23 protein-coding genes and 1 pseudogene are annotated in these 16,827 nt (G+C 43.2%); 23 read left to right on the top strand and 1 reads right to left on the bottom strand.

Features of this window, described 5'->3' with window-relative positions:
* Positions 1–29 precede the first annotated feature (29 nt).
* From atpD to L1285_RS23230, 23 genes are all read left to right on the top strand, one after another.
* On the top strand, positions 30–1,415 hold the full coding sequence (gene atpD, locus L1285_RS23280) for a F0F1 ATP synthase subunit beta (protein ID WP_235414529.1): 1,386 nt from the start codon (positions 30–32) through the stop codon (positions 1,413–1,415).
* Positions 1,416–1,428: 13 nt separating this feature from the next.
* A complete protein-coding gene (locus L1285_RS23275; protein WP_125783170.1) occupies positions 1,429–1,845 on the top strand; it encodes a F0F1 ATP synthase subunit epsilon in 417 nt (138 codons plus the stop codon).
* A 491-nt stretch (positions 1,846–2,336) separates the two neighbouring features.
* Positions 2,337–4,487 carry a winged helix-turn-helix domain-containing protein gene (locus tag L1285_RS23270; protein ID WP_235414528.1) on the top strand — a complete coding sequence of 717 codons (2,151 nt, stop codon included), beginning with the start codon at positions 2,337–2,339 and terminating at the stop codon, positions 4,485–4,487.
* Positions 4,488–5,838: 1,351 nt separating this feature from the next.
* Positions 5,839–5,985, top strand: coding sequence for a hypothetical protein (locus L1285_RS23265; RefSeq protein ID WP_235414527.1), 147 nt, complete (start codon positions 5,839–5,841; stop codon positions 5,983–5,985).
* 30 nt (positions 5,986–6,015) lie between these two features.
* Positions 6,016–6,591 (top strand): hypothetical protein, encoded by a 576-nt coding sequence (locus L1285_RS23260; protein ID WP_235414526.1) that lies wholly within the window; start codon positions 6,016–6,018, stop codon positions 6,589–6,591.
* 923 nt (positions 6,592–7,514) lie between these two features.
* Positions 7,515–7,856 carry a nuclear transport factor 2 family protein gene (locus L1285_RS23255; protein ID WP_235414525.1) on the top strand — a complete coding sequence of 114 codons (342 nt, stop codon included), beginning with the start codon at positions 7,515–7,517 and terminating at the stop codon, positions 7,854–7,856.
* A gap of 2 nt (positions 7,857–7,858) precedes the next feature.
* The gene (locus tag L1285_RS23250; RefSeq protein ID WP_235414524.1) at positions 7,859–9,103 is read left to right on the top strand and encodes an HlyD family secretion protein; all 1,245 of its coding nucleotides are present in this window, start codon (positions 7,859–7,861) and stop codon (positions 9,101–9,103) included.
* Complete coding sequence (locus tag L1285_RS23245) at positions 9,103–11,313, top strand: peptidase domain-containing ABC transporter (protein WP_235414523.1); 2,211 nt, start codon at positions 9,103–9,105, stop codon at positions 11,311–11,313. The genes L1285_RS23250 and L1285_RS23245 overlap by 1 nt, the downstream gene beginning before the upstream one ends.
* Positions 11,314–12,381: 1,068 nt before the next feature.
* Complete coding sequence (locus L1285_RS23240; protein WP_235414522.1) at positions 12,382–12,492, top strand: bacteriocin; 111 nt, start codon at positions 12,382–12,384, stop codon at positions 12,490–12,492.
* A 332-nt stretch (positions 12,493–12,824) separates the two neighbouring features.
* Positions 12,825–12,950: a hypothetical protein gene (locus L1285_RS23785; protein ID WP_268836374.1), complete on the top strand. Its 126-nt coding sequence runs from the start codon at positions 12,825–12,827 to the stop codon at positions 12,948–12,950.
* A 21-nt stretch (positions 12,951–12,971) separates the two neighbouring features.
* A complete protein-coding gene (locus L1285_RS23780; protein ID WP_268836372.1) occupies positions 12,972–13,097 on the top strand; it encodes a hypothetical protein in 126 nt (41 codons plus the stop codon).
* A 16-nt stretch (positions 13,098–13,113) separates the two neighbouring features.
* Positions 13,114–13,242, top strand: a complete 129-nt coding sequence (locus L1285_RS23775; protein WP_268836370.1) for a hypothetical protein — start codon at positions 13,114–13,116, stop codon at positions 13,240–13,242.
* Positions 13,243–13,259: 17 nt separating this feature from the next.
* Positions 13,260–13,388 carry a hypothetical protein gene (locus L1285_RS23770; RefSeq protein ID WP_268836369.1) on the top strand — a complete coding sequence of 43 codons (129 nt, stop codon included), beginning with the start codon at positions 13,260–13,262 and terminating at the stop codon, positions 13,386–13,388.
* A 16-nt stretch (positions 13,389–13,404) separates the two neighbouring features.
* Entirely contained in the window at positions 13,405–13,533 is a 129-nt protein-coding gene (locus L1285_RS23765; protein ID WP_268836367.1) for a hypothetical protein, read from the top strand.
* A 16-nt stretch (positions 13,534–13,549) separates the two neighbouring features.
* Positions 13,550–13,678: a hypothetical protein gene (locus tag L1285_RS23760; RefSeq protein ID WP_268836365.1), complete on the top strand. Its 129-nt coding sequence runs from the start codon at positions 13,550–13,552 to the stop codon at positions 13,676–13,678.
* A 16-nt stretch (positions 13,679–13,694) separates the two neighbouring features.
* On the top strand, positions 13,695–13,820 hold the full coding sequence (locus L1285_RS23755; RefSeq protein ID WP_268836362.1) for a hypothetical protein: 126 nt from the start codon (positions 13,695–13,697) through the stop codon (positions 13,818–13,820).
* Positions 13,821–13,836: 16 nt separating this feature from the next.
* Positions 13,837–13,962 carry a hypothetical protein gene (locus tag L1285_RS23750; protein WP_268836363.1) on the top strand — a complete coding sequence of 42 codons (126 nt, stop codon included), beginning with the start codon at positions 13,837–13,839 and terminating at the stop codon, positions 13,960–13,962.
* A 16-nt stretch (positions 13,963–13,978) separates the two neighbouring features.
* Positions 13,979–14,104, top strand: a complete 126-nt coding sequence (locus L1285_RS23745) for a hypothetical protein (protein ID WP_268836362.1) — start codon at positions 13,979–13,981, stop codon at positions 14,102–14,104.
* 16 nt (positions 14,105–14,120) lie between these two features.
* Complete coding sequence (locus tag L1285_RS23740) at positions 14,121–14,246, top strand: hypothetical protein (protein WP_268836361.1); 126 nt, start codon at positions 14,121–14,123, stop codon at positions 14,244–14,246.
* A 16-nt stretch (positions 14,247–14,262) separates the two neighbouring features.
* On the top strand, positions 14,263–14,388 hold the full coding sequence (locus L1285_RS23735; protein ID WP_268836359.1) for a hypothetical protein: 126 nt from the start codon (positions 14,263–14,265) through the stop codon (positions 14,386–14,388).
* 16 nt (positions 14,389–14,404) lie between these two features.
* Positions 14,405–14,530 (top strand): hypothetical protein, encoded by a 126-nt coding sequence (locus tag L1285_RS23730; RefSeq protein ID WP_268836357.1) that lies wholly within the window; start codon positions 14,405–14,407, stop codon positions 14,528–14,530.
* A 63-nt stretch (positions 14,531–14,593) separates the two neighbouring features.
* Entirely contained in the window at positions 14,594–15,085 is a 492-nt protein-coding gene (locus tag L1285_RS23235) for a hypothetical protein (RefSeq protein ID WP_235414521.1), read from the top strand.
* Between the two features lie 20 nt (positions 15,086–15,105).
* Positions 15,106–16,395, top strand: a complete 1,290-nt coding sequence (locus tag L1285_RS23230; RefSeq protein WP_235414520.1) for a hypothetical protein — start codon at positions 15,106–15,108, stop codon at positions 16,393–16,395.
* A 109-nt stretch (positions 16,396–16,504) separates the two neighbouring features.
* Here L1285_RS23230 and L1285_RS23225 read toward each other — a convergent pair.
* A pseudogene (locus L1285_RS23225) lies at positions 16,505–16,702 on the bottom strand (IS256 family transposase); the annotation flags it as partial.
* Positions 16,703–16,827: the final 125 nt, after the last annotated feature.

Below are 16,827 nucleotides of genomic sequence, written 5' to 3'. Positions count from 1 at the left end.
TTCGGCAAAGTTTAACGAGAGGAATAGACATGAGTTTAGGTAAGGTCGTCCAAATTATCGGCGCCGTTGTGGACATCGAGTTCCCACAAGACAACGTGCCAGCCGTATATGACGCACTAAAAGTTACAGAAGGCGACCTGGCTGGTTTGACACTAGAAGTGCAACAGCAGCTAGGTGGCGGTGTGGTACGTGGTATCGCACTAGGTAGTACTGACGGTCTGCGCCGTGGTACTTCAGTAGAAGGTACAGCTGAGCCAATCAAGGTTCCAGTTGGTACAGCAACACTTGGTCGTATCATGAACGTACTGGGTGACGCAATTGATGAAGCCGGCCCAATCGGTGAAGAAGAGCGTTGGTCAATCCACCGCGCTGCACCTTCATACGAAGAGCAAAGCAGCTCAGTTGAGCTACTTGAAACAGGTATCAAGGTAATCGACCTTGTATGTCCGTTCGCTAAGGGTGGTAAAGTTGGTCTGTTCGGTGGTGCCGGTGTAGGTAAAACCGTAAACATGATGGAACTTATCCGTAACATCGCAATCGAGCACAGTGGTTACTCTGTATTCGCTGGTGTTGGTGAGCGTACTCGTGAGGGTAATGACTTCTACCATGAGATGAACGACTCAAACGTACTAGACAAGGTATCGCTAGTATACGGTCAGATGAACGAGCCACCGGGTAACCGCCTGCGTGTTGCTCTGACTGGTCTGACTATGGCAGAGAAGTTCCGTGACGAAGGTCGTGACGTACTGTTCTTCGTAGATAACATCTACCGTTACACGCTGGCGGGTACTGAGGTATCTGCACTACTAGGCCGTATGCCTTCAGCGGTAGGTTACCAGCCAACTCTTGCAGAAGAGATGGGTGTACTACAGGAGCGTATCGCATCGACTAAGACTGGTTCAATCACGTCAATCCAGGCCGTATACGTACCTGCGGATGACTTGACTGACCCGTCGCCAGCTACAACGTTCGCGCACCTTGACGCAACAGTTGTACTTTCACGTGACATCGCATCTCTTGGTATCTACCCTGCGGTAGACCCACTGGATTCAACTTCTCGTCAGCTTGACCCGCTAGTAATCGGTAACGAGCACTACGAGACTGCACGTGGCGTTCAGACTGTACTTCAGCGTTATAAAGAGCTGAAAGACATCATCGCGATTCTAGGTATGGACGAGCTATCTGACGAAGATAAGCAAGTTGTATCTCGTGCACGTAAAATCCAGCGTTTCCTGTCTCAGCCGTTCTTCGTTGCTGAGGTATTCACAGGTGCACCTGGTAAATACGTTTCACTGAAAGACACTATCTCTGGCTTCAAAGGCATCTTAAACGGTGACTACGATGACATGCCAGAGCAGGCTTTCTACATGGTTGGCTCAATCGACGAAGCGATCGAAAAAGCCAAAAACATGTAATTAGGGGGTTGTTATGGCAATGACAGTACGCCTTGACGTAGTAAGCGCTGAAAAGAGTTTGTACTCTGGTGACGTAACTGCGATTCAAGTGACAGGTAGTGAAGGTGAGCTGGGTATTCACCCGGGTCACGCGCCACTACTGACTGGCCTAAAACCTGGTATGGTACGTTTAGTAACAGAAGACAAAACTGAAGAGTTTATCTATGTTGCAGGCGGTACGCTGGAAGTTCAACCACAGACTGTAACTGTCCTTGCTGACGTTGCGATCCGTGCCGATGAGCTTGACGAGCAAGCTGCTGAAGAAGCTAAACGTGAAGCGCAGGCGCAACTGGCTTCAGGCACAGCAGGCGAGCTGGATTACCAGCAAGCAGCCATGCAGCTTGAAGAAGCCCTTGCTCAGCTGCGTCTTCTACGCCAGCTGCGCAAATAAGCAGCCACCTATCTGGTTTAAAAAACCCACGCACTGCGTGGGTTTTTTTATGTCTGTCATTTGCAGTTCAGACAGGCCCTCACTGGGTAAGGCTTCTTTTAATGCCTTTGAATATCACAATATGAAGCGCAGCCATCGAATTAGAGGACTCAGGGCTTCTATCTGTAAAGTAATACGTGAGGGAGCGGAAGCTGAACCAAGGTTTTCTATTGTTTTGTTTATGGGTACGATGGTGTGCATATTTTGAATGAAATAGAGTGTTTAACTCTTTAATATTTTGCTTTAATATTGCAAATAGCGAATTGCTGTTACAGGGTTCTGGTATGCTGTTTTAACGCAATGTGTGTTGTCTGCGTTTTGCCACTCAATGAGACACCTACCTAGAAAATGTTTGAGTAAGGTGAGCAACTTTGACGCAATTTTTACACGCTTTAATAACTGACTTCGCGCAAGCGAAAAATACAAGAGACTGATATAAAAGCAGTTAAAATATGAATGAAGTGAATTTTTCAAGGGCTGTAAAAGAAGTCAAATTTGGGGCCTGGACATTAGATCCAAAACGACAAACCATCACTGACGGTGACGTTACCAGGGAGCTTGAACCGCTATTATTTAAAATCCTCTGCTACCTTATATTGAATAATGACCAGATCATTACCCGCGACGATTTGGTAAATGATGTCTGGTGCCAGAATTATGTAGATAACAATGCCATTAACCGGGCTATGTCCGAGTTGCGCAAAGTACTCAAGTCAGATAAACAAAGAGGCTTAGTTGTTAAGACTCACTACCGCAAAGGTTATAGTTTTTTCCTTGACCCTGAGATTATCTATCAGGATATTATCCCACAGGCTAGTGTGACCCCTGTCACAAAGGTGCAACCTAAGGCTACAACACAGCAGAAGACACCACAAAAGGCCTCTTTTAAATTTAATGGTCTGCACACCGCTTCTTTTCTGATTGCTTTGGTGATGGTTGTGGCGGGCGCAGGTTTCTTATCGCCTACCTTTAACCGGAACGAAGATGCGCCGAGTCCTAAGTCTGTCACCTTAGAGCAAGTGAAATATACCGAAGAGCTGTTGTCATGGATGCCTGGGCGATATATGGAATCCAGGGTATCGCCTAATAAGGAGTTTGTCGCCTTTTCATTTGTTCCAGAAGGCTTGTCTCACCAAAGTTTAGTGGTGAAAAACCTGAAGACGGGACTTGAGAGAAAAACCGGCGATTTAGGGATCGATTATTATCCATTAGGCTGGTCAGTCGATTCGTCTAAGCTTTTTTACCGTCTGACAGAAGAAGAAAAATGTGAAATATGGGTGGTCGATCGGGATTTTACAAGCAACAACCGCTATTTGTTTGACTGTACAAGCTCTATCGAGTTCGGTGCAGGTGCAGGCGGAGACTCATTTGTTTACTCCAAATTCAACTATCGAGGGCGCGATCAGCTGTCTGTTCTGATGAACTACAACTTAGAAACGGGTGAAGAATTTCAGTTAACTTCTCCAAACTTAAACTCGTATGGGGACTTATTTCTGCTTTACGAACCTGCTAACGAAACCGTCTTTTTTACTCGTCGCCAATATGATGCCCATGAGTTATATATGACAGATCTCGAGGGCAGCTACCAAACAAAACTATACGAATCGAAAACTCCCATCTGGGCTGTGAGCTATGAAGGTGAATCGAACACGTTAAGGTGGTTTTGCAATGCAACAAACCAACTGTTCGAGTTTTCGTTAGATGATTCACGCTTAACCAACAAAGTACAGTTTGTTGAGAGTGGAAACTACGCAAGTCCTTTTCCACTATCAAAAGAGCAGATGATTGCAGTAAGCTACCCTTATAAACATGATATCTATGAGTTTAACTTGGCACAGAAAGGGCTTAGCCCAACGCTGCTTAGTGAAGATATTAAGTTTTCTGGCTTTATAAAAAATGAAAAAGTGCATTATCTGGCTTTAGAGTACGAGAAATGGGTGCTAAAGACCGTATCTGAAGCTGGTGAGCCGAGCACTATTTCAACCATTGGTAGTCCGTACGACAGTTTTCCATCGGCTAACCACGACGCTGGCACTGGGCAGACAATATTACGCTCAGCAAACAAGGTATTGGTATTTGATAGCAACTATACTCAGACTCACCTTATTGAAACGGAAAATACGATTTTATCTGCGGAGTTTCTATTTAATGGTGACATAGGGTATGTCGTGGTTGACGAGAATCAGAAGAAGAATGAAGTCTACATTTATTCTCTGGAAACTGAACAGTCAAGAAAGTTGCCGATAGAAGATGCTGTTTGGTTCGCACAGCTCGGCGAAAACCAGCTTGTTTATCGCTCTAACACCAGTGCACTGAATTATTTTGATCTGTCATCGGGTGTCATAAGCAGTGGATTACAACTGCCTGAAAGCACCTACGGGCACTTGCTGGCGCTTGGTGGAGGCAATGTTTATTACTCAAATGGCAAACAAGTTTATCAAATCGTTGATAATGAGCGTGAGCTGCTCATGGAGCTAAATGACAAAACTGCTTTTTCCATGCGCTATGCTCAAGAACGTCAGTCATTGGTTTTTACTACGTTTGAAGAATCAAGCAATCACCTGCTTCAGTTACAGGCTGATTCTTCTTCCAATCCTTTGTAGTCTTGCCTAATACAGTAACAGCATAATCAAACTATAAACTGGTTATGTTGTTACTGTTTCTTTTCGATAACGGCGGTTAAAGTGCTTTAAAGAACCGTTTTGATAAGGTCTACCGGACTGGATAAAGGTCTTTGTCCTGCGGCCAGCTTGCTAATAAGCTTGGACGTAAAGTCAGGTCCCTTATCACCCCTAATTTGCGACGGCTTTCCTCGTCACGCAAACACGCGTTCAAGCGATCTAATAACTTGCTCAATACGCTTGTTCTCTGTTTTGCCCTGATGTCGTAGTCATTTAAAGAGCTTAGATAAACCCCAACGAGGGTGACGCTCTGCATGTGGCCACAACGCATCGATTGCCTCATCACCCTGTGGTCATCATTGATACGTGTAGTAATAGACACGTCGATTTAGTCTTGCCTCCTCACAAACAAATAATCCAAGCTGCTCAACCTACGCTCTGCGCTCGTTTGTGTTCACAGCATTTTTGCAACGAATTCCCCAAGCGTCGAGTGTTTCAGACTCAGTGTTGCAAACATGTCCCTGAGCTTGAGATTCTCTTTTTCAAGTTCTTTGCGCTACTCTACATCCGGCGCTTCTATGTTGCCCTATTTGCAGCGCCATTTATAAAATGCACTTCTGCCCGCTCTGCGTTTCGGCAATTATCTGGCACCGACACGCCAATTCAGCTGCTTTGAGCATGGCTATAATTTGTGATTAGATAAACTTGCTTTTTCTTATCGTAAAACCTCCCTCTTCTGTTGACGAAAGCTTTACTCAAGAAATGTTGTAGTTTTTGGGAATCACAATATGTGGATTGTAATGACTGATGAGTAAAGGGGGAGTTGCCAAGTGAGCACAACCTTTATATAAGTTTCTGTTCAGCTTTTGGTGAGTAAGTTCTTATCATTCGTGGATATGTAAAATAAACACATATTAAACAATGGTTTATATTTGAAGGTTATGGTGTCCAGATAAGCTTTGATAACTTCTCATATCATCATCCTTGGGGTACAGTTTAATCATCAACACAGTATAAGCCTGCTCACAAGCGAAGCTACTTTGAGACGGGCACCAACAAAAATTAATATAAATTGGCCTCCATAAACGGCCTGGCTCTGGGAGAACTACAATGAGATTCACAGTAAAGAAAAAAGAACTGAAACGCTTGTGTGGGAAAAATGAATTGAGTGCCGAGCGCACAAAGCATATCGCTGCAGGTGGTAATGATGATTCATTACACTATTCATTGATTACCAAGACAAGTATTTTGCCTTGTCCATAGTAATCGCAGCAAGTTCAGACACAACTAATATAAGCAACTTTATAAATGACTCAACTCGGGGAGAGTGGATATGAAATTCAAAGTGAATAAAAAAGAACTTAAAAGCCTATCTGGAAAAAACGTACTGAACACAGGACATACAAAAGAAGTAGCCGGAGGAAAATCTCTACAGTATTCACTGATTACCAAAACTACTGTAGCACCAGTTACAGACTGATTGCATCTAGTTAAATATATAAGGACATGGATGAAGTTTAAATTATTATCAATCGGGGTGTTTGCCTTGTTACCAACAACGGCATTACCCCAAAGTCTCGCTGGCAAATTGATGATTAGTACTCCTGGTCAGCAGTATCATTTTGCCACCTCAAGCGGAAAGGCGTTGCAGCATTTAGTAAAACAGGGCGAGCTGGTTTTGAAAGGAGAGCCTGTGATTAGTTACCAAGATTCTACACACAACCATACTAAACAGGTGGTTGCCGATTCTGAGGGGATTGTCACTGAGCTTTCTAGAGGACCTTTGGTCTCGAAAGGAGATTTGCTTGCTAAACTGCTCAGTCCTACTCTGCTAGGGACCTTTGAGCCTGCCAGTGCGATTAACAATACTCCGAGTGTATTGTGGCTGTGCGATGCCGGGAAGGCATTTAAAGTTAAAGTGAGCTACGAAAGTAAAAGTATGTTATTCATCACACTGCAACTTAATGAATATGTCACTAAAGTCAGTGATACGTTCAAAGGTGCCAAGAGCACAACGCTTTTCACCAACAGAGAGCAATGTGTGGATTTACTGACAAAAAATGAAGTATTAAAGAAATTGCCCTAAGCATGGCGGTGCCTCGGGCATACATATGCGAGAAATGCAGATGTAATAAGGAGAATTCATACTACAGTGGATAATTACAAAAAACAATGCTTGATTTCGTATTAATGAATCAATCCTAAAACCTCAACACTTCCAATTATTGAATCGCCCAGCACAAATCTAAAGCCACCTATCACAGCGCTCTCCTGGCATCACGTGTGGCTTATGACTGCCTGATATAAACCCCAATTGATTAATTAGCCTGTCAAAGTTAAGTCATAATGCCATTTTTATCAGCTATAAACGCCTTGTTTGAACAGGCTTCTCGGTAATGATTTGCCGGTTTACCGAGACTTTCATATGTCGATATTTTCCTGTCTAAGTGGCCTTTTCTGTTTTGCTATAGCCAACTAATCGGTTTTTGCTTGTGTCGTATTTTGTATTGTCAGATTAGCCTGTGTGTAACGTTATTTAAGGCTAATTAAACCAACCTGGAAGCCGTTTTGAGACACAGTAGAGATAGCGTTTTTATCCGTGTGCTCAACGCCATAGGAGCGGTCATTGGAGTTAAGGTTACAGGCAACGGAGCCACAATCGTACATCGCAGTTAGTTCAGGCTCAGGTTAAACACATTAGTTCAAAAATAAAATACCAGGTTACATTGAGTGGCGCATTATCGACTTGAGCAGAGTCAAGAACCTCTAAATACCAGCTGTCTATGCGCTGACCTTGAAACCAGATTAAAAATACAATGATACTCGAAGTAGTCGCTTATACCTCAATAACCATTACCTTTAACTCATTGAATATATTGATTAAATTGTTTTTTGGCTCAGTTTGAATTCTCGTTTTTTGTACCGCACTATGGGTCTCACACAAGCAGCGCCTTCCTCTGTAAATGATGGCACTGAATTCCAAATATGAATGAAATGGAGCGATACCCGATGACATTAAAAGAGTTCTTTGAGCGTTATTACGAAATCATTTGTTCGGGCAATCTCGACGATCTGGAATCATTCTATCATACCGGTGCGGGTGTGATGGCGGGAGCTAAGTCCCAGTTCGAAAGTATGCGCAAGCAACTGAGCTTTAAGATGACACTGCGTAATGTAGAGCTATTAGCCAAGCGAGACGATTTATTAATAGTCCGGGACGTGATGACCATTGAGGGCGAGCAAGAGGGACAGGCGCTTGATAAGCGTTCTGAAAATATTCATTCATTGGCGAAAGAAGCCGGGCAGTGGCGGATTTTCTCGACCTCAACCTTTCCAGGTAAGGCAGAGTAATTATGTCGGGGTTATTTAGAAAAGAAGCCATTGAACACCAGGGACATAAGTTAGATGGCGAGGTATCCATTGCGACGCACATGTCATTTAACTGGATCCTCCTGGTAATTTTGGTGACGGTATTGATTGGTATCACTTATCTGGTGGTTGGTGAGTACCACAGGAAGGAAATCGTTTCGGGTTATCTGAGGCCAACAGATGGACTGAGTAAGGTGTATCCCCTGGGTCAGGGCGTCATCGATGAAGTCTATGTCGAAGAAGGGCAAAAGGTCGAAAAAGGTCAAGTGTTGGCACGGGTTAGAATGGAAAGGATCCTGACTTCTGGCAGCGATATGAATGAGGCGATTTTAGCTGAACTCATTAAACAAAAAGATTTGGTAAAGAAAAATATAGAGAATCAGACGCAGCTGGCGACAGTCAGCCTGGAGAAGTTGGACTCTCAGATCAATAACACGGCATTTCAGCTTGCACAGACCAAAAAGCAACATGCATTGCTTACTCAGCGTGTCGAGCTTAGCGAAAAGCGCTACCAGGATACGCTGGCACTGATTGAAAAAGACTTTGTCTCTCAATCTGATGTTGAAAGTGTCCGCGATGCCATGTTGGTTTTGCAACAGCAAGCGGAAGATCTGGAAGGGCGAGTATTGAGCCAACAAGAGTCCCTCAGCCAGCTGCGTCTGGAGCGTCAGCAGCTCCCGCTGACTTTGCAGAAAACAGAATCACAGCTGAGAACTCAGCTTGCCGATATTAATCAGCAGATCACTCAGGCCAGTGCACAGCAAAGTTACGATGTGCGCAGTCATAGAAGTGGTCGGGTCAGCAGTTTGATGGTTAAGCCAGGCATGATTGCACACAGTACCAGCCCTTTAATGACGGTTCTGCCTGAAAATGCGGCGCTGGAAGCGGTGCTGCTGGTGCCATCCCGCGCATTTGGTTTTGTACAGGAAAGGCAAAATACGCGGATCCGTTATCAGGCTTTCCCCTATGCCCGCTTTGGTATCTATGAAGGCACGATTTCGAGCGTCTCTAAATCAATTTTACTCCCCAATGAGACAAGTTTGCCCGTGACACTCGCAGAGCCTGCTTATCAGGTGGTTGTCTCACTCAAAGCACAGCATGCCCACGCTTACGGTGCGTCTGTTCCTCTGCAGGCCGGGATGCTACTGGAAGCCGATATTATGGTTGATAAACGCACCTTGTTTGAATGGTTATTTGAACCTCTTTACAGCATTAAAGGAGCAATCTGATGGAAAATCCAATGCACTTACTCCGGTTTAGCGGTGCCAAAAGGCTGCCTGTTATCTTACAAACCGAGGCGGCAGAATGCGGACTTGCCAGCCTGGCAATGGTTGCTGCTTATCACGGATACAAAACAGATCTGACGACGTTGCGCCAGACCCATGAAATCTCATTGAAAGGGGCGAACCTGGAAGAGCTGATGCAAATTGCAGACAAGCTCAAGCTCAGCTCTCGGGCACTGCGGTTAGATTTAGAACATCTTCCGCAATTAAAAACCCCCTGTATTTTACACTGGGATATGAATCACTTTGTTGTGCTTAAAAAAGTGACTAAACACAGTGTTGAAATACACGACCCCGGTTTAGGCCATCGAAAGTATGCCATGGATGAATTCTCGAAGCACTTCACCGGTGTGGCACTGGAGCTGAGTCCAACTGAAGAGTTTAAGTCTGAAGATACCCGGGTAAATCTCAAGCTATCCGATTTTTGGAGCAAAGTGACCGGCCTTAAATCCACATTGGGTAAAGTGTTTGTTTTGTCTTTACTGTTGCAGGCCTTTGCCATCGCCAGTCCTTACTATATGCAACTGGTTGTTGATGAGGTCATTCTGAGCTTTGACCAAAACTTATTGGCTATTTTAGCCGTTGGGTTCGGGCTGTTGATGCTCATAGAAATGGTGACCGGTGCGGTGCGGAGTGTGCTACTACTGCACTTTGGTAATCTCATGAGTATTCAGCTTGGTGCGAACTTGTTCCACCACCTTATCCGCTTGCCACTGCAGTATTTTGAAAAACGCCATATTGGTGATGTGGTGTCGCGCTTTGGTTCCTTGCAGCAGGTAAAAGAGTTGCTGACCAAAGGCGTGATCGAAGCCTTGATCGATGGGGTTATGGCCATTGCGACCTTGATTATGATTTTCCTGTATAGCCCCAAGCTGAGCATTGTTGTGCTGGTGGCCATTACCATCTATGCCGTGATTCGAATTGCGATGTATCGTCCTTTACGTCGAATGTCTGAAGAAGTCATCGTCAATCAGGCTAAAGAACAATCCAATTTTATGGAAACGGTACGCGGTATCCAAACCATTAAGTTGTTTGGCCGAGAAGTGCAAAGACAGAGCGTCTGGCATAACAAATACGCGGACAGTTTGAATGCTGGGATCCGGGTAGGTCACTTGAACATAGGTTATGAAGCAATCAATAAGGTGATCTTTGGATTTGAAAATGTGCTGGTAGTCTACTTTGCTGCAATGCTGGTGATGGAAGGGGATCTGACTGTTGGGATGTTATTCGCTTTCATGGCTTACAAGCGTCAGTTTGTAGAGAAAATGGCGTCTCTTATCGAAAAGCTTATCGAGTTTAAGATGTTAAGTCTGCACTTTAACCGGCTTGCCGATATTTCACTGACCGACAAAGAAGATCATATGCAGGGTAAAATCAGCAGCGGTGAGCTGACGGGCGCGCTTACACTGCAGGACGTGACTTATCGCTACAACAGCAAAGAAGCACCTGTATTCAAAAACCTGGATTTAACGATTGAAGCCGGTGAGTCCATCGCGATAGTTGGCCCGTCCGGCTGCGGTAAAACGACGCTCGCCAAAATCATGTTGGGCTTGTTTGAACCCGAAGCGGGCAAGGTACTCGTCGATGGGAGTGACATCAAGCAGATAGGGTTATCAAAATATCGTTCCCAGATAGCGGCTGTAATGCAGGACGACCAGTTATTGTCTGGCTCCATCGCCGATAATATCTCGTTTTTTGACCCCGAACTGGATATGCGAAAAGTCGAGTGGGCCGCTCAGGTCGCCGCGATCGATAAGGATATTATGTCGATGACCATGGGGTACAACACCCTGGTGGGAGATATGGGCGCTGCCTTGTCTGGAGGGCAGATACAGCGGCTGTTGTTGGCCAGGGCATTGTATCGAAAACCCAAGATACTGTTTATGGATGAAGCCACCAGTAATTTGGATACCAAACTCGAGTTTTCAGTCAATGAAGCGGTTAAGAATCTGGACATTACGCGAATAATCATAGCACACAGGCCAGAAACGATTGCCAGTGCAGATCGTGTCATCGAGTTGAGATATGGGCAGGCTGTTGCAGTGGATAAGCCGGATATTAGCCTGAGGCGGCCTAAATCTGCAGATGTATCTTTGTGTATCGATAGCACACCATATACTGAAACAGGTGCGACGAGTGAGTTTAATATGGCTTAGTATAGTTTATGTTTATAAATGTTTTATTTGTGCGTTACCACGCGCCGATATTAGTGCCTTTTTAGGTGTTTATATTGTGTGTTTGTTTTTGTGTTGGTTAATTTGGTTGTTTTATTTTTTTAAATTTAAACTGTTGACATTTTATTTTTCAGTGTTAGCTTATAAATCAAGCTTAAATCTTGGCGGAGATAAGCTTGAATCAAAAAGTGCAATAAGGTTTGCGGGATTATATTTCATTTAATTTAAAATTTATTTTTTGATTTTATTTTCTTTGAAGTCTCCATGGATATTTAAAAGATAGATTTTGTTAAATGTGGCTAAAGCATTTTTTACTTTGAAACTAAAGTAGCTTTGGGATTTTGCAAACCTCTTTCTGTTCTCTGGCTTTATCTTTTCGTTGTTAAGCCTTTAAGAAAGCAGATGAAAACATGATATTGACGGCTGAGGCTGTTACATAAAGATAGGAAAAACTATGAAAAATCTAAATACTGAAGACCTGGTGCTGATCGCTGGTGGTGAAGAAGAAGTACCTATGTGTCCTGATATCGACCAATATAACAATTAATAGGGAAAATAAAGATGAACGAATTAAGTAAATATGAAGTAGAAAATGTATCTGGTGCGGGTCGTGAATATGATGACCCATGTGATCCTGAGCTTTTTTTAACTAACAGGAGATAAAAAATGAGAGAAATAAAAGAACTAATAGCGGTTTCTGGTGGAAGCTTGTGTGAACATTGTGCTGAAGAGCTGCGTGAGCTTGAAAGTCTTAAATAAGAGCTAAAGGGAATAAAATGAAAGTAATTAACAATCCAAGTTTGGTTTCTGGTGCAGGTGAACCTTTTATCAATATGAGTTGCGATGTCATCGAACATCAAGATTGCACATCAAATTAAATTTTTAACTAAGGAAAAAAGAGCATGAAAGAACTAAGTGTACAAAATCTTAATGAAGTAAACGGTGGCCAGGGTGAGGTTTATTTTGAGGTCAACCAGGACGGTTTTAAAGCGGGTGTAAAATTTCGTTTTTAATTTGAGATTAAATTATTTTTAACTAAGGAGAAAGAGCATGAAAGAACTAAGTGTAAAAAATCTTAATGAAGTAAACGGTGGCCAGGGTGAGGTTTATTTTGAGGTCAACCAGGACGGCTTTAAAGCGGGTGTAAAATTTCGTTTTTAATTTGAAATTCAATTGTTTTTAACTAAGGAAAAAGAGCATGAAAGAACTAAGTGTACAAAATCTTAATGAAGTAAACGGTGGCCAGGGTGAGGTTTATTTTGAGGTCAACCAGGACGGCTTTAAAGCGGGTGTAAAATTTCGTTTTTAATTTGATATTAAATTATTTTTAACTAAGGAGAAAGAGCATGAAAGAACTAAGTGTACAAAATCTTAATGAAGTAAACGGTGGCCAGGGTGAGGTTTATTTTGAGGTCAACCAGGACGGCTTTAAAGCGGGTGTAAAATTTCGTTTTTAATTTGAAATTCAATTGTTTTTAACTAAGGAAAAGACTATGCAAGAACTAAATAATGTCCAAATGGTTGTAGGTGGCAGTGTTGCAGAGAATGCTCAGATTGCAAAATCTGTTTGCTCTGGTGGTGTGGCATCAGTCAGCACTGATGGTTTTACCTGTAAGTAATTAAGCATAAGGAGAAAAAATATGAAAGAACTAAACAATGTACAAATGGTTGTAGGTGGCAGTGTTGCAGAGAATGCGGCAATTGCAAAATCTGTTTGCTCTGGCGGCGTAGCGTCAGTCAGCACAGATGGTTTTACCTGTAAGTAAGTTTAAGGAGAAAAATATGAAAGCACTAAACAATGTCCAAATGGTGAGCGGTGGCGGTAGCGTTGCAGAGAATGCGGCAATTGCAAAATCTGTTTGCTCTGGTGGCGTGGCATCAGTCAGCACTGATGGTTTTACCTGTAAGTAAGCATAAGGAGAAAAAATATGAAAGCACTAAACAATGTCCAAATGGTGAGTGGTGGCGGTAGCGTTGCAGAGAATGCTCAGATTGCGAAATCGGTGTGTGACGGCGGCGTAGCGTCAGTCAGTACAGATGGTTTTACCTGTAAGTAAGTTTAAGGAGAAAAATATGAAAGCACTAAACAATGTCCAAATGGTGAGCGGTGGCGGTAGCGTTGCAGAGAATGCTCAGATTGCAAAATCTGTTTGCTCTGGTGGCGTGGCGTCAGTCAGCACTGATGGTTTTACCTGTAAGTAAGTTTAAGGAGAAAAATATGAAAGCACTAAACAATGTCCAAATGGTGAGTGGTGGCGGTAGCGTTGCAGAGAATGCTGAGATTGCGAAGGATGTGTGTGACAGCGGCGTAGCGTCAGTTAGCACGAATGGTTTCACTTGTAAGTAAGCGTAAGGAGAAAAATATGAAAGCACTAAACAATGTCCAAATGGTTGTAGGTGGTAGTGTTGCAGAGAATGCGGCAATTGCAAAATCTGTTTGCTCTGGCGGCGTAGCATCAGTCAGCACCAATGGTTTTACCTGTAAGTAAGCATAAGGAGAAAAATATGAAAGCACTAAACAATGTCCAAATGGTTGTAGGTGGTAGTGTTGCGGAGAATGCGGCAATTGCAAAATCTGTGTGTGACGGCGGCGTAGCGTCAGTCAGCACTGATGGTTTTACCTGTAAGTAAGTTTAAGGAGAAAAATATGAAAGCACTAAACAATGTACAAATGGTTGTAGGTGGCAGTGTTGCAGAGAATGCGGCAATTGCAAAATCTGTTTGCTCTGGCGGCGTAGCATCAGTCAGCACCAATGGTTTTACGTGTAAGTAAGTTTAAGGAGAAAAATATGAAAGAACTAAAGAATGTCCAAATGGTTGTAGGTGGCAGTGTTGCAGAGAATGCTCGGATTGCGAAAGATGTGTGCTCTGGCGGCGTAGCATCAGTCAGCACCAATGGTTTTACGTGTAAGTAAGTTTAAGGAGAAAAATATGAAAGTACTAAATAATGTACAAATGGTTGTAGGTGGCAGTGTTGCAGAGAATGCTCGGATTGCGAAAGATGTGTGCTCTGGCGGCGTAGCATCAGTCAGCACCAATGGTTTTACCTGTAAGTAAGTTTAAGGAGAAAAATATGAAAGAGCTAAAGAATATCCAAATGGTGACTGGTGGCAGTGTTGCAGAGAATGCTCAGATTGCAAAATCTGTTTGCTCTGATGGAGTGGCCTCTGTTAGCAGCGGTGGGTTTGTTTGTAAATAACTTTATTTTTAATAATGGCGGTTATTTAAAATAAATTGCGAGAATTTATAATAAGGAAAAATCATGAAATTTAAATCAAGTATATTTTTATTAAGTGTAGTATCAACCTCAGTATTAGCATCAAACCCTGTTATGGTGGGTGATGTGCTGGGAAGAGATTTAGGCATGTTCCCTGCCTCAGCTGGGCATGTTGGGATCTGGGATGGCAGCCGAGTACTTGAAGTACTGAATAAGCCAACTGTAATACAAAAGAATTCTCTTAGTAGCTTTAAAAATGCGACTGAGTATTGGGGTGCCAGGCATGGTATCGGCTACAACCATCATTTAATGGTTACAAATGGCTGGGACCAGAGAAATTATCAACCTCAATATACCATCGGTGCATCTTACACTGTTGGTGGCTGGAAAAATGAAAATGGCCGCTATACCTTAGTAAGAGGTAAGTTTCGCTGCGATACTTTCGTAAACTATACCTATAAATCAGTGTTAAACAGAAACCTGATCACCTGGTTTACGCCAAATAACCTTTATAACAGCTTCCCAAGCCAGCGATAAAGTGAAAAGGTGCAATACTGATGAAAGGTAAAAAATATATTCTCATGGGTGTCTTTTTTGTGGCAATAGGTGTCTCTTACATTGGTATTGCACCAAAAAAGCAACAGCAACAATTGGCCTACAATAATGAAGAACGGGTCTTTGTAACAGCGCAAGACGTTGCTCAGTCTACGGCTGATTTTAAAGATTTTCGAGCATCTGTCAGCCCGGCACAATCAGAGGTGAGTAAGCTGGATCAAGAAGTCAATGACTTGTATGAGCTACTAAAGTCTGGACTACAGTCTGATGCAATGAAAGAGCTTGAGTTTAAACTGGTTACTCTATTGAAATCGGACTCACTTACCAGGCAAGGAAAAGTTTATTTACTGTGGGCGCTGGCAAAGAGGGTGGGGCTGGATTCTGATGAAGGCTTGTATGTGCTGGATTATCTGTCAGCACTGTCACCAACAGAGCTCATTGGCGAAGTAAATGGGTTATTTTCCAGTGCGTCACCTGAGCTGCAGTCTAAATTGCTAGACATAATGGAATCAATCAACCATATCAATGGCCAGGACTTAGAGCTCGGTGAAATTAGCAAGGCAAGGCTAGCTGTATCTGATTTCCTGACACAAGAAATCTATAACATGTCGGATGAAAGCACAAAGCTAAAGACGATGGAGATCTTGGTTTCTATGGTCCCCTTTGATGCGGCAAAGAATATGATTGAGGAGCAGCTATCACTGCTCGGAAGGGACATTAGTCAGCAAGAGCGAGTTGGTTTATATAATCGATTGGCCTTGGGAACTCCTGAATCCAGAGCCGAGTTTTTGCCAAATTATATTAGCGAGATTGAAGAAAAGGGCATGCAAGAGGTATCGGATACGCTGAGAGATCATTTGTTCCAAATTGTGAGCTTAGATGAAGCAATGAAGAACGAAAGCCCTGAGTTCAAGGCGACGGTATCAGACTTTCTGGCGTCCAAATATCAGGAGATGCCACCTGAGGGGGAGTGGGGGTTTGATGAGTTTGATATGTATAATAAGTATACGGTTTCTCAAATAAAGCTCTCTGATAATCAGGGCATGGAATTTAAGTCCGTTTTTACAAACGCAGTAAAAAAAGAAGAAAACCTGGTTAAAAAGTCGATACTGCTAAGTCATTCAAGCATTCCGGTAGATCAGACTCTGGTTGACCCCTACTCGAGAATGAACCTGATAACGCAGATTGAATCTGAACTGAGTAACTATGATCAAAGTGACGAAGAATATGCCGTAATGCGTTCCGCTGTCACTATACTTGAGAACTCACTGATGTCGACCTCTGAATCATGATGTTGTGAAAGCATACTGATGTAGTTCGATAAACGAGCAAAAGGGGCCTGACGGTCCCTTTTTTGCTTTTTATGGAGGGTGTTCATAATTCTGTGTCAGCCTACTGAGCTCAAAGCTCGATGTAGTCATCCAAGCGTCCTGGAAAGTGGATAGCCATCTGCGACAGCGTGAGATTCCAGTTCTGGATAGGATGCGTCCAGCGCTCTTGAGCTTTAAGTATACCGGCATAGAGTAACTTTAGTAAGCTGTTTTCATTGGCAAAACCGCCCTTAGTTTTGGTCAGTTTTCGGAACTGGCGATGTACAGAGGGTGTTCATAATTCTGTGTCAGTCTACTGAGCTCAAAGCTCGATGTAGTCATCCAAGCGCCCTGGAAAGTGGATGGCCATCTGCGATAGCGTGAGATTCCAGTTCTGGATAGGATGTGTCCAGC

Source organism: Pseudoalteromonas sp. DL2-H2.2 (assembly GCF_021532535.1).
Classification (GTDB): Bacteria; Pseudomonadota; Gammaproteobacteria; order Enterobacterales; family Alteromonadaceae; genus Pseudoalteromonas; species Pseudoalteromonas rubra_A.
Note: the sequence above shows the minus strand (reverse complement) of the source record. Positions and strands in the feature narration are given on the sequence as shown.

Excerpts from the sequence above, each read along its gene's own strand:
- L1285_RS23240 (WP_235414522.1), top strand. The coding sequence starts at position 12,382 with ATGAAAGAACTAAGTGTAAAAAATCTTAATGAAGTAAACGGTGGCCAG.
- L1285_RS23255 (WP_235414525.1), top strand. The coding sequence starts at position 7,515 with ATGACATTAAAAGAGTTCTTTGAGCGTTATTACGAAATCATTTGTTCG.
- L1285_RS23245 (WP_235414523.1), top strand. The coding sequence starts at position 9,103 with ATGGAAAATCCAATGCACTTACTCCGGTTTAGCGGTGCCAAAAGGCTG.
- L1285_RS23770 (WP_268836369.1), top strand. The coding sequence starts at position 13,260 with ATGAAAGCACTAAACAATGTCCAAATGGTGAGTGGTGGCGGTAGCGTT.
- L1285_RS23760 (WP_268836365.1), top strand. The coding sequence starts at position 13,550 with ATGAAAGCACTAAACAATGTCCAAATGGTGAGTGGTGGCGGTAGCGTT.
- L1285_RS23275 (WP_125783170.1), top strand. The coding sequence starts at position 1,429 with ATGGCAATGACAGTACGCCTTGACGTAGTAAGCGCTGAAAAGAGTTTG.
- L1285_RS23260 (WP_235414526.1), top strand. The coding sequence starts at position 6,016 with ATGAAGTTTAAATTATTATCAATCGGGGTGTTTGCCTTGTTACCAACA.
- L1285_RS23755 (WP_268836362.1), top strand. The coding sequence starts at position 13,695 with ATGAAAGCACTAAACAATGTCCAAATGGTTGTAGGTGGTAGTGTTGCA.
- L1285_RS23750 (WP_268836363.1), top strand. The coding sequence starts at position 13,837 with ATGAAAGCACTAAACAATGTCCAAATGGTTGTAGGTGGTAGTGTTGCG.
- L1285_RS23740 (WP_268836361.1), top strand. The coding sequence starts at position 14,121 with ATGAAAGAACTAAAGAATGTCCAAATGGTTGTAGGTGGCAGTGTTGCA.
- atpD (WP_235414529.1), top strand. The coding sequence starts at position 30 with ATGAGTTTAGGTAAGGTCGTCCAAATTATCGGCGCCGTTGTGGACATC.
- L1285_RS23250 (WP_235414524.1), top strand. The coding sequence starts at position 7,859 with ATGTCGGGGTTATTTAGAAAAGAAGCCATTGAACACCAGGGACATAAG.
- L1285_RS23270 (WP_235414528.1), top strand. The coding sequence starts at position 2,337 with ATGAATGAAGTGAATTTTTCAAGGGCTGTAAAAGAAGTCAAATTTGGG.
- L1285_RS23745 (WP_268836362.1), top strand. The coding sequence starts at position 13,979 with ATGAAAGCACTAAACAATGTACAAATGGTTGTAGGTGGCAGTGTTGCA.
- L1285_RS23265 (WP_235414527.1), top strand. The coding sequence starts at position 5,839 with ATGAAATTCAAAGTGAATAAAAAAGAACTTAAAAGCCTATCTGGAAAA.
- L1285_RS23230 (WP_235414520.1), top strand. The coding sequence starts at position 15,106 with ATGAAAGGTAAAAAATATATTCTCATGGGTGTCTTTTTTGTGGCAATA.
- L1285_RS23780 (WP_268836372.1), top strand. The coding sequence starts at position 12,972 with ATGAAAGAACTAAACAATGTACAAATGGTTGTAGGTGGCAGTGTTGCA.
- L1285_RS23765 (WP_268836367.1), top strand. The coding sequence starts at position 13,405 with ATGAAAGCACTAAACAATGTCCAAATGGTGAGCGGTGGCGGTAGCGTT.
- L1285_RS23775 (WP_268836370.1), top strand. The coding sequence starts at position 13,114 with ATGAAAGCACTAAACAATGTCCAAATGGTGAGCGGTGGCGGTAGCGTT.
- L1285_RS23235 (WP_235414521.1), top strand. The coding sequence starts at position 14,594 with ATGAAATTTAAATCAAGTATATTTTTATTAAGTGTAGTATCAACCTCA.
- L1285_RS23785 (WP_268836374.1), top strand. The coding sequence starts at position 12,825 with ATGCAAGAACTAAATAATGTCCAAATGGTTGTAGGTGGCAGTGTTGCA.
- L1285_RS23730 (WP_268836357.1), top strand. The coding sequence starts at position 14,405 with ATGAAAGAGCTAAAGAATATCCAAATGGTGACTGGTGGCAGTGTTGCA.
- L1285_RS23735 (WP_268836359.1), top strand. The coding sequence starts at position 14,263 with ATGAAAGTACTAAATAATGTACAAATGGTTGTAGGTGGCAGTGTTGCA.